General features: G+C 67.2%; 11 protein-coding genes and 1 tRNA gene. 5 read left to right on the plus strand and 7 right to left on the minus strand.

Annotation, left to right across the window (positions count from 1 at the left end):
* The first annotated feature begins 62 nt into the window (after positions 1-62).
* Positions 63-260 (plus strand): hypothetical protein, encoded by a 198-nt coding sequence (locus tag AVZ66_RS09570; RefSeq protein ID WP_058983856.1) that lies wholly within the window; start codon positions 63-65, stop codon positions 258-260.
* Here the strand turns inward: AVZ66_RS09570 and trpG are convergent.
* Genes trpG through trpD form a run of 4 tightly spaced genes read right to left on the minus strand, consistent with a single transcriptional unit; the run spans position 257 to position 4,255 of the window.
* Entirely contained in the window at positions 257-850 is a 594-nt protein-coding gene (gene trpG, locus AVZ66_RS09575) for an anthranilate synthase component II (protein ID WP_058983857.1), read from the minus strand. The genes AVZ66_RS09570 and trpG overlap by 4 nt on opposite strands.
* Complete coding sequence (gene trpE / locus AVZ66_RS09580; RefSeq protein WP_082678872.1) at positions 847-2,577, minus strand: anthranilate synthase component I; 1,731 nt, start codon at positions 2,575-2,577, stop codon at positions 847-849. The genes trpG and trpE overlap by 4 nt, the downstream gene beginning before the upstream one ends.
* Positions 2,578-2,603: 26 nt before the next feature.
* Positions 2,604-3,248 carry a phosphoribosylanthranilate isomerase gene (locus AVZ66_RS09585; RefSeq protein ID WP_058983859.1) on the minus strand — a complete coding sequence of 215 codons (645 nt, stop codon included), beginning with the start codon at positions 3,246-3,248 and terminating at the stop codon, positions 2,604-2,606.
* Positions 3,245-4,255, minus strand: a complete 1,011-nt coding sequence (gene trpD / locus AVZ66_RS09590) for an anthranilate phosphoribosyltransferase (RefSeq protein ID WP_058983860.1) — start codon at positions 4,253-4,255, stop codon at positions 3,245-3,247. Before trpD ends, AVZ66_RS09585 begins: the two co-directional genes overlap by 4 nt.
* Positions 4,256-4,404: 149 nt before the next feature.
* On the opposite strand from trpD, the gene AVZ66_RS09595 reads away from it, so the two are divergent.
* The 3 genes from AVZ66_RS09595 to AVZ66_RS09605 all read left to right on the plus strand — a co-directional run bounded on the left by AVZ66_RS09595 (position 4,405) and on the right by AVZ66_RS09605 (position 6,166).
* Positions 4,405-4,479: transfer RNA gene (locus AVZ66_RS09595), tRNA-Val, on the plus strand.
* Between the two features lie 690 nt (positions 4,480-5,169).
* Entirely contained in the window at positions 5,170-5,490 is a 321-nt protein-coding gene (locus tag AVZ66_RS09600; protein ID WP_058983861.1) for an antibiotic biosynthesis monooxygenase, read from the plus strand.
* Between the two features lie 61 nt (positions 5,491-5,551).
* The gene (locus AVZ66_RS09605; RefSeq protein ID WP_058983862.1) at positions 5,552-6,166 is read left to right on the plus strand and encodes a TetR/AcrR family transcriptional regulator; all 615 of its coding nucleotides are present in this window, start codon (positions 5,552-5,554) and stop codon (positions 6,164-6,166) included.
* Positions 6,167-6,256: 90 nt separating this feature from the next.
* Here the strand turns inward: AVZ66_RS09605 and AVZ66_RS09610 are convergent, their stop codons facing one another.
* Together AVZ66_RS09610 and AVZ66_RS09615 are read right to left on the minus strand one after the other, a co-directional pair.
* The gene (locus AVZ66_RS09610; protein WP_058983863.1) at positions 6,257-6,820 is read right to left on the minus strand and encodes an NAD(P)/FAD-dependent oxidoreductase; all 564 of its coding nucleotides are present in this window, start codon (positions 6,818-6,820) and stop codon (positions 6,257-6,259) included.
* 107 nt (positions 6,821-6,927) lie between these two features.
* Complete coding sequence (locus AVZ66_RS09615; RefSeq protein ID WP_058983864.1) at positions 6,928-7,674, minus strand: pirin family protein; 747 nt, start codon at positions 7,672-7,674, stop codon at positions 6,928-6,930.
* Positions 7,675-7,820: 146 nt separating this feature from the next.
* On the opposite strand from AVZ66_RS09615, the gene AVZ66_RS09620 reads away from it, so the two are divergent.
* Positions 7,821-9,311 carry an aldehyde dehydrogenase family protein gene (locus AVZ66_RS09620; RefSeq protein WP_058983865.1) on the plus strand — a complete coding sequence of 497 codons (1,491 nt, stop codon included), beginning with the start codon at positions 7,821-7,823 and terminating at the stop codon, positions 9,309-9,311.
* A 36-nt stretch (positions 9,312-9,347) separates the two neighbouring features.
* Here the strand turns inward: AVZ66_RS09620 and AVZ66_RS09625 are convergent, their stop codons facing one another.
* Complete coding sequence (locus tag AVZ66_RS09625; protein ID WP_058983866.1) at positions 9,348-10,781, minus strand: hypothetical protein; 1,434 nt, start codon at positions 10,779-10,781, stop codon at positions 9,348-9,350.
* Between the last annotated feature and the right edge of the window lie 31 nt (positions 10,782-10,812).

Here is a 10,812-nt window from a genome sequence, read left to right on the forward strand (position 1 = left end):
AAGGGGGCACACCCCGCCAGCGTGCCACCTCGCTTAAGTCGGTGGTCTGCGTGGACCCGAGCATGCTCGCTGCACTCGCGCTCGCACTCGGCGGCCTGACGTCGTCCCCGCTGGGCACGCTGTTGGTCGCGCTCGTCGCAATCACCGTCATCGTGCTGGTCGGACGGTTCGTGCTCAGTGTCGCGTGGAAACTGCTCGTCATCGCGACGATACTCGTGGGCGCGGCGTGGGTCGTGATTAACGTCCTCGGCGGTTTCTAGACGGACGCGAGGAAGTTCTCCACGAGGTCGTGGCCGGCGGCCGTGAGTACGCTCTCGGGGTGGAACTGCACGCACGCAATCGGGTGTTCGCGGTGGCGGACGGCCATCGCGAGTTCGGTGCCGTCGTGGTCGGTGCGCGCCGACACCTCGAAGCAGTCCGGAATCGCGCCGCAGGCCAGCGAGTGGTACCGGGCCGCCGGGAACTCCTGCTCGATGCCGTCGAAGAGGCCGCGGCCATCGTGCTCGACGGGACTGGTCTTGCCGTGCATCGGGTCGGGCGCGCGGTCGACCGTGCCGCCGTACTCGTACACCGCCGCTTCCATCCCGAGACAGACGCCGAGCGTCGGCGCCTCCGGACTGACTTCGCGGAGGACGGGCGCGGTGACGCCGACGTCGCGCTCGTTCTTCGGGTGGCCGGGACCGGGACTGACGACGATGGCGTCCGGGTCCACGTCGCGCACCTCCTCGATGCTCGCGGTGTTCTTCAGCACGGTCGTCGCCGGGCGCTCGCCGTCGACGCGCTGCTCGGAGACGTACTCCACGAGGTTGTACGTGAACGAGTCGAAGTTGTCGACGAACAGGACGTTCATTTCTCTACCTCCGGTGGGGTCGGCTCCTCGCTCTCCTCGCGGATGCGGTCGACGGCCGCGAGCACGCCGTCCATCTTCGCCTCCGTCTCGTCGTACTCCGCGGCGGGGTCGCTGTCGGCGACGATGCCAGCGCCGGCGCGCACGCGGAGGGTGTCTACTGCTCGCGGCTCGTCGCCGTCTTCTCGCGGGCTCCGCCCGCTTGAACGGTCCGAGGGACTCCGTCCCTCGCTACTCGCTCGTTCCGCGGACTCGCTCCGCTCGCCCGCGTGGCTTATCGTCGCGGACCGAATCGTGATGGCGAACTCGGCGTCGCCGTTCCACGAGAAGTAGCCGACGCCGCCGCCGTAGATACCCCGCGGCGACGCTTCGAGCGCGTGGATGTGCTCCATCGCACGGACCTTCGGCGCGCCAGAGAGCGTGCCCGCGGGGAACGACGCGCGGGTCGCGTCGAAGGCGTCCCGGCCGTCCTGGAGCGTGCCCGTCACCGTGGACTCGATGTGCTGGACGTGGCTGTACTTGAGCACGCGCATGAACTCGGGGACGCGCACGCTCCCGGGTTCGCTGACGCGGCGCACGTCGTTCCGGGAGAGGTCCACGAGCATCGTGTGCTCGGCGCGCTCCTTCTCGTCGGCGAGCATCTCGCCGGCCAGCCGCCGGTCCTCGACGGGGCTCGAACCACGCGAGCAGGTGCCCGCGATGGGGTTGTTCAGCACGGTGTCGTCGTGGACGGCGACCAGCGTCTCGGGGCTGGCGCCGACGACAGTGCGGTCGTCGTGCGACAGCAAGAACATGTACGGCGAAGGGTTGACATCCCGCAGCGCCGCGTAGAGGCCGCGCGGGTCGACGTCGCCGTCGAGTTCGCGCGTGCGGGAGACGACCGCCTGATAGACTTCGCCGTCGAGCACCGCCTCCTTGGCTTTCTCGACGCTGTCCTCGTAGTCGTCGCGCGGCCCGGCGCGCTCGTCGGTGACGTCGAACCCGCCGAACTCGGGGCCGGGGGCCGCAGCGAGTTCGCGCTGCACGCGCTCGGCTTCAGCGACGAGGCCGTCGTACACCTCGGCCGGGTCGTCGTCGGCGCCCACCAGCGGCGTGAACACGAGCGAGACGGTGTCGGTCGCGCGGTCGAAGACGAGCGTGCGCGTCGTGAGCACGAACTCGGCGTCGGGCAGCGGCGTGTCGGGGCGCTCGACGCCCACCTCGTCGAGCCAGAGGTCGTAGACCGCGTCGTACGCGAGGAAACCGACGAGTCCGCCGTCGAGCAGTTGGCGGTCCTCGTCGGGGAAGCCGCGGCGCTCGACGTCCGGGAGCGTCCCGCGGAGTTGGTCGAGCACGTCGCCGTCGCCGGCGTCGAGGAACTCCGTCACGCGGTCGTCGCGCAGCGCCTGCACCTCCGTTCCGTCGGGGTGGGCGGTGACGACGGCAGCGGGGTCGTAGCCGACGAACGAGTAGCGCGCGTGGCGGTCCTCGTTCGCGTCCGACGGTCGGAACGCACCGTCCGGGTCGCTCGCGGACGTCTTCTCGGCGCTCTCCAGCAGGAATCCATAATTACCGTCACACTCGCGCTGCTCGTGTGACGAACCTCCGCTCGCGGCGCTCGCGGAGACCCCCTCCGTGAGCGCGGCGTACGCGGTCAGCGGCGACGCGTCGACGTCGAGTTCCGCGGCGACGCGGACCACGGCGGGACCGTCGGCCGCGAGGTCGGCGAACTCGCTGCGCGTGGTGTCCAGCCCTGCAGCGGCCTCGTCGGCGTCGGTCACGCTTCCACCTCGCGCTGCCCGGTCGCGTTCGCGACGAACCGCCGAACTGCGTCGTGGTCCTTCTCGCCGCCCGTGCGCTCGACACCCGAGGCCACGTCAACCGCGAACGGGTCGACGGTCGCGACGGCCTCGGCGACGTTCTCGGGGGTGAGTCCCCCCGCGAGCACGATCGGCGAGTCCACCGAATCGGCGAACTCGCGGGTGGCGTCCCAGTCGTGCGTGCGGCCCGTGCCGCCGGCGCCCTCTGCGTCCACGGAGTCGACGAGTAGCGCGTCGGCGGCGTCGTCGTAGCGCGCGCCGTCGGGGTCGGCGGCGTCGACAGTCTTCAGGACTGCCGCCGACGTGTTCGCCGCGACGTGTTCGACGTCAGTGACGGAGACGTCACTGTGGAGTTGAACGGCGTCCGGGTTCACGCGGTCGACCAGTTCGACCGCGCGCTCTGGTGTGTCGGGCATCGTGACGAGCACCGTGGTGACGAACGGTGGCGCGCCCGCGACGAGGTCGGCGGCGCGCTCGACGCTCACCTCGCGGGGCGTGTCCACGGGGACATCGACGATGAACCCGAGCGCGTCCGCGCCGGCGTCGACAGCCACGCGGCGGTCGGCCTCCTTCGTCAGCCCGCAGATTTTCGCGCGCGTCATCGCGTCGCCGTCGCGGGGTCGCGAAGCGTCTCCAGCGTCTCGCCGGCGGCGCCCGAGTCGATGGCTTCCGCCGCGCGCTCGGCCCCCTCCTTCAGCGAATCGGCCTCGCCGGCGACGTAGATTGCGGCGCCCGCGTTCGCGAGGATGATGTCGCGCTTCGGGCCAGTGACGTCGCCGGTGACGATGCCACGGAGGTCCCGGGCGTTCTCCTCGGGTGTTCCTCCCGAAACGTCCTCGATAGGTGCCTCGTCGAGGCCGAAGTCCGCGGGCGTGACGGTGTACTCCTCGACGTCGCCGCCGTCGAGTTCCGCGACGACGGACTCGCCGTGGAGTGCGAACTCGTCGAGCCCGTCGCCGTGGACGACGAGCGCGCGGTCGACGCCCATGTGCGAGAGCGAGCGCGCGATGACGGGCACGAGGTCGGGGTCGTAGACGCCGACGACTTGGGCGTCCGCGCCCGCGGGGTTCGTGAGCGGGCCGAGCACGTTGAAGATGGTCCGGATGCCGAGTTCGCGGCGCGGCCCGATGACCGCCTTCATCGCGGGGTGGAACGCGGGCGCGTGCATGTAGCCGATGCCGTGCTCCTCGATGGTCTCCTCGACCGCTTCGGGGCTGGCGTCGAGGTCGACGCCGACTTCTTCGAGTACGTCGGAACTCCCCGACGACGAGGAGACCGAGTAGTTGCCGTGTTTCGCGACGGGGACGCCGGCACCCGCGACGACCATCGTCGACGTCGTGGAGACGTTGATGGTGTCGTAGTCGTCGCCGCCCGTGCCGCAGGTGTCGACGAGCGGGTCGCGGTCCGGGTCGATGGTGTGGGCGGCGTCGCGCATCCCCTGCGCGAACCCCGCGATTTCGGGTTCGGTCTCGCCTTTCGCGCGGAGCGCGGCGAGCAGCGCGCCGATTTCAGCGTCTGTCGCGTCCTCGAACAGCCGTGTGACGGCGTCACGCGCTTCGTCGAGGGTGAGGTCCTCGCCGGCGGTGACGCGCTCGATGTATTCCTGCATTGTGGACACCAATGTACTGTTTCGCGTTGTAGTGTACAAGTCTGTACGGTGACTTAACTCTGCCGGGGGACTCACCCCCACGCGTACGGCGATTCGAAACCTTCAACTGTACCCCCGGACTACGCTGGAATGCGTTCGAAGACCGCCGCGGGTTGGTGGTCTAGTCAGGCTATGACACCTCCTTGACATGGAGGAGGTCGGCGGTTCAAATCCGCCCCAACCCACTTCTACCGACGCAACGACCGCGAGAGACCTCCGTGTCTCTCGCGTCGTCTCGGTTGTGTGGCGTTCGGCGGATTTGAACCAGACGAGTCGCAGCGTCCGAGCGGAGCGAGGACGAACGTCTCGGCGAGGTTCACAATCCGCCCCAACCCATACTTCTCGCGTCGCTCGCCTCCGAGCGACGCGTGTGGCGCGGTTGGAAGGATTTGAACCACGGAAGTCGCGCGCAGCGAACGCGGTGAGCGAGCACGTCTTCCGGAGGTTCACAATCCGCCCCCACCCACTTCTACTGACGCAACGACCGCGAGAGACCTCTGTGTCTCTCGCGTCGTCTCGGTTGTGTGGTGTTCGGGCGGACTTGAACTCTGCAAGACGCAGCGCGAGTGATAGCGAGCGACCGTCTTGCTCCAGTTCACAATCCGCTCCAACCCATTCTCTGAAACCTTCACCGCGAAGCGACTGCTCTGTCGCTTCGCGTGAAGTACTCGTGTGAATGGCGTTCGGCGGATTCGAACCACGGAAGTCGCGCGCAGCGAACGCAGTGAGCGAGCACGTCTTCCGGAGGTTCACAATCCGCCCAACCCGCTTCTACTGAACTTACGCCGATGAGTACCGCGTATCGTGTGCGAGTTCGGTCAGATGAGACATTCGGGGAAGGCTCTTGTCTCCCGCAGGCGATTGGAGAGGTATCGATGTACCTCGTTACCTTCCGCCTCGACCCCGGGGAGTACGACGACGAGTTCCACGAGCTCGACGACCGAATACAGGCAGCCGCCGAAGACACGGACGGGTATCGGGGCAAGCGCACGTGGAACGACCCGGAGAGCGACGAGGTGCTCGTCGTCTACTACTGGGAGTCGCTGGACGCGCTCGACGAGTTCGGCGCCGTCGACGCCCACGAACGAGCGAAACGACGGTGGACGGAGTGGTACGACGCCTACGAAGTCACCGTCACGGAAGTGCTCGATAGGTACGGGAGTGGGTTCGGTGACGACGCGGACCCGCCCGAGTAACACTGTCGCCGGCAGGGCGACGAAGAAACCGATATGAGTCTACCGCCCCAACAGAACAGTAATGAGCGAGGCAGACGGGATAGTCGGCGCAAACGACACCCGCGAGGAGATTATGGAGGCGACGTTCCGGGCGCTCAGCGAGCACGGGTACAAGGACGTCCGGGTCCGGGACATCGGCGCGGAGATGGAGCTGTCGCGGCAGGTCATCCACTACCACTTCGACGGGAAGTACGACTTGCTGTCGTCGTTCCTGAAGTACGTCATCGACCAGTACGAGGGCAGCGTCGAGGTTGCCGAGGACATGGACCCGCGGTCGGAGTTGGACGCGCGCATCGACCAGTGTCTGTTCGGGCCGGAGTTCGAGGAGTTCACGCACTGGGACCGCATGAAGGTGTACCACGAGCTGTACGCACACGCGCGAAACGACGACGAGCACCGCGAGCTCTTCGAGGAGCACTACGCGCGGCTCCGCGGCAGCATCGTCGCCGTCATCGAGGACGGCATCAAGCAGGGCGTCTTCCGTGAGGTGAACGCCGAACGGATGGGGCAGCTAATCACGGACGTCATTCACGCGGCCCGCGAGCGCCGCATCTCCCTCGGGCACGAGGACGCGCCCGCGGAAGCCCGCGCGGCAATCGACGAGTTCGTGCTGGACTCGCTGGAGCGCGACGACTAGCCCGCTCTGTTTCTGCTGCGTTCACTGCGTCCAGCGGGTGCGCTGTCGCTGGGCAGTCACGCGAAAAATATCGGGTGAGAAGCGGCCGCGTTACAGTTCGGGGACGTCCGACGGCATGTCGAAGTCGTGGTAGTACTCGCCCTTCTCCTTCGAGAGGATGTCGAGAACTGCGGCGGCGCCGTCGCCGACAGCGATGGCGGCCTGCCACTTCTCGGCGCGACCCATCGCGCCGGTCGCGTAGACGCCCTCGACGCTGGTCTCCATGTCGAGGTTGACGTCGACGACGTCCTCGTCGGTGAACTCGCAGCCGAGGTCTTCGGCGAGGTCGCGGTTACCGCCGGTCGCGAGCACGACGTAGTCGGCCTCGTAGTCGCCGTCGGCGGTCGTGAGCGAGAAGCCGTCACCGGACTGCTCGACGGCGGTGACTTCCTCGTCCTCGTGGAGGTCGGCGCCGCGGGCCTTCGCTTGCTTCTGCGCGATGTCGACGAAGGTCATCCCGTCCATGGAGCGGACGCCCGGGTAGTTGAAGAGGTGGGCCTTGTGCATCCACGTCTCGTCGGTGTCGAAGACGACTGTTTCGAGGTCGTTTTTGGCTGCGAACTGTGCTGCGGACAGGCCGGCGGGACCGCCGCCGACGACTGCTACGTCTACCATAGTCGTGTGTCCGTGCTCCCCGAGGAAGTAATTTACCATCAGGTAAAAGCCGGCAGCGACTGCCGAATCGGGGAACAGAGAACTGTCAGCGGCGACGGGACGACCGTTCAGAGGACGAACGGGCCGCGCTGCTGAATCGGCTCGTCGTGGGGCTGACCGGCGACGGCGACCACGCGGAGGGCGGAGTCGGTGCGGAGTTCGACCGCGGTCTCGTCCGTGACTGTGAAGACGTCGCCCTCGCCGAACTCGCTGCCGTCGACGGTTCCGTCGCCGGAGACGCCGTAGACGAAGCCCGTCCAGTCCTCGGGAATCGTCCACTCCCAAGCGTCCGAGACGCGGACGTCGAGGTACTCCATGGGCGTGTGGAGGTCCAGCGGCGACTCGTCGCCGACGACCGTCGTCACCGTCGCGTCCTCGTACTCCGTCGTGGGGAGGTCCGCGCTGGTGGCGTCGACGTAGTCGGGGTCGGCGTCTTTCTTGTCGCGCGGGAGGTTCACCCACAACTGGAGGCCGTTACAGCCCCGATTTCCGGCGGGGAACTCGGAGTGGCGGATGCCGCTGCCGGTCGTGATGCGCATGGCGTCGCCCTCCTCGGCGACGTTGCTGACGCCCAGCGAGTCCTCGTGTTCCATCCCGCCGTCGATCATGTAGGAGACGATTTCGAACCCGCGGTGGGGGTGCATCGGGAACCCCTGTTCGGGGTCGATGTAGAACCGCTCGAAGAGCACGAACGGGTCGAGGTTCTGCGGGTGGTTGTTCGTCGGGAACGCGCGATTCGAGTTGACGCCCGTCCCGTGACGGACTCGCTCGCCGGGGACGGGGCCGTGGTCGGTGGATGCGTCGTTGCGGCTCATGGTTCTCCTTTGTTTACCAGACAGTAAAACACGTCGGATGGGAGCGGCGCTCTCCCAAACTCCCGACCTGTTCGCCGGTTGTGAATCGGCGGATGTCACTCCATTCCACCCGCTTTTACCGCCTTCTACCGTTTGGTAAAACGTAGATGACTACCGACCTGTCCATCGACGCCGACTGGAGCGAGCAGTACATCGACGGCGAGTGGGTCGCCGCCGACAGCGGGGAGACCATCGCCGTCGAGGACCCCTCGACGCGCGAAGTCGTCGCAGAAGTCCCCGCTGGGACCGAGAGCGACGTGAACGCCGCCTACGAGGCCGCCGCCGAAGCCCAGACCGAGTGGGCGCAGACGCCCCCCGCGCAGCGCTCGGCTGTCGTCCAGCAGTTCCTGCAGGCACTCCAAGAACACGACGAGGGCGTTGTCGACCTGCTGGCCCACGAGGTCGGTGGCTCCCGGATTATGGGCGAGACGTCCATCCAAATCGCCTCCGACCACGCCGGCGAGGCGGCGACGCTCCCGCGACGCATGAAAGGCGAACACGCCGACTCCAACATCCCCGGTAAGGAGAACATCGTCGAGCGAGGCCCGAAGGGCGTCGTCACCGTCATCTCTCCTTGGAACTTCCCCCTGAATCTGAGCGCGCGGGCGGTCCTCCCGGCTATCGCGGCGGGCAACAGCGTCGTCCTCAAGCCGTCGACGAACTCCCCGATTACGGGCGGCCTGCTGTTCGCGAAGCTCTTCGAAGAGACCGACCTCCCCGAGGGCGTCGTGAACGTGGTCACCGGTCGTGGCTCTGAAATCGGTGACCGCGTCGCCAGCCATCCCGAGAGCGACGTCGTCTCGTTCACCGGCTCCACGGAAGTCGGCCAACACGTCGCCGGTCTCGCCGGCGAGAACCTCGCAATCCCGGCGATGGAACTCGGCGGCAACAACGCCCACGTCGTCACGGACGACGCCGACGTGGACCGCGCCGTCGACGGCGCGACGTTCGGGTCGTTCGTCCACCAGGGCCAGGTCTGCATCTCCATCAACCGCCACATCGTCCACGAGGACGTCTACGACGAGTACGTCCGGAAGCTCACCGAGCGCGCCGAAGAACTCGCCGTCGGCAGCGCCCACGAGCCCGACACCGTGGTCGGGCCCATCATCGACGAGTCCCAGCGCGACGAGATGCTCGAATACGTCGAGGAAACCATCGACGCGGGCGCGACCCTCGAAACCGGCGGCGAAACCGCCGACATCGACGGCGTCGACGACTCCCTCGTCGTCAAGCCGACCGTTCTCTCCGGCGTCACGAACGACATGGCGGCCGCGGACAACGAGCACTTCGGGCCGATTGCGCCCGTCATCCCGTTCTCGGACGTCGACGAGGCTGTCGAAATTGCCAACGACACCGAGTACGGGCTCTCCGGCAGCGTCCACGCCGGCGACCTCTCGGTCGCGAAAGACATCGCCGAGCGCATGGAGACCGGCAACGTCCACATCAACGACCAGCCCATCAACGACGAAGCCCACGTCCCGTTCAGCGGCATCGGCGCGTCCGGCATGGGGACGTACAACAGCGACGCCTTCCTCCACGAGGTCACGGAGACGAAGTGGATTTCCGTCCAGCACGAACCGCGCGACTACCCGCTGTGAGGCGGTAGCGAGCGGTAATCGCGATTCGTCTCTCGGTCACTCCCACCAGCGGCCGTCGCGGTCGTCGTTCTCGCCGTCCAGCGGCTCGGGGAACTCTCCGTCCTGCGCGCCGAACGAGTACGCGAGCCAGTAGCCGACATGCCACGCGACGCTGTCCTCGTCGGCGTTCGCTGTCGTAATCGTCGCGTCGGTATAGTATTCGAGGGCGTCGTCGGCGTCCGTGCTGTAGCCAAAGACGTTCCCGCAGGACCCGCCGCCGTAGCCGTCGCCGCACGCCGAACGGTCGTCGGACACGGTAATCACGATGTCCGCCGCCGACGTGTTCTGCGTGCGCGTGAACGACGGCTTTTCCGCCTCGAAGAACCCCTGGGCGCCCGACTCGAAGTATCCCAGCGCCGCGTCGACTTGTTCCTGCTCGAACGCCGTGGTGTCGCCCTCGACCGCCACAGAGATGTTCGTCGTTCGCCACGGATACGCGACCGTTTTCGCATCGGGAATCGGAAGCCGGTCGGCATCAGAGGTCGCACTCATCAGCGGCATCGGCGCCTGCCCATGGAGCCGACCGTGCAAGTGACCGAACTCGTGTTTCAGTGTTTCGAGCGTGCTCTCGTCGGTGTAGCCGGTCTGGATTTCGATTGTTTCCAGTTCGTACGTGCGGTCGTCGGCACCAAGGACGGGCGCACAGCCGAGAATACTCGTTCCGGACTCGACGCCGCACGTGGTGACGTTCGGAACGAACTGGACGAGTACGTCGGGGTCCGACACGTTCGCATCGACGCGGAAGTCGGCCGTGTAGTTTTTCGCGGTGTCGTTGACGCTCTCCCAGTAGGCGACGGTCTGCTCGACCAGCGGTGTCACGTTCCGCGAGGCCGCCGTCTGGTCGACGCCGACAACGACGGGACCCGGTTCGGGCCACGGGTCGCGGTTCGACGGCGAAGCCAGCTCCGGGAAATCAGCCGTCTCGGCGCCGTCGGGAACCGAGAGTAGTGCCGCGAACGCGCGCGTCGCGATGCGTTCAGTGGCGTTTGCCGTATAGCCGCCGGCCAACTGGACGGTCGACGTCCCCGACGCTCGCTCGCCGCTGGCGTACGTGTCCACACATGAGTAGAACGTTCCGTCGCTCGTCTCGCCGCCGCAGAACGAGATACGCGGCTCGTACGTGACGAGTACATCGGGGTTCGACGCGTTCCGCTCGAAGGAGAGTTCGACGTCGTACTCGCTTGCCGCACGGTGGTCGTTCCAGTACGCCGTCGCGCGCCGAACTGCCGACACGTATCCCGGGGCCGTGTACGCGCCAGTCTGGACGGCGACGGTCAGCCGCTCTGTCCCCCACGGGTTCATCGGTTCGGTCGCCGTCTGCGTCGTCGCGTCAGTCGGTCCGCTCGCGCCCGCCGTGGCGTTCGGATTTGTCTGTCCGCCACACCCCGCGATGAGTACCAGCGCCACGACGAGGAGGACACGCGCTCGCATATGCCTCACGCGTTCGCGCGACCGCATAGTT

It is taken from the genome of Halobacterium sp. CBA1132, from assembly GCF_001485535.1.
In the GTDB taxonomy this organism is placed as follows: domain Archaea; phylum Halobacteriota; class Halobacteria; order Halobacteriales; family Halobacteriaceae; genus Halobacterium.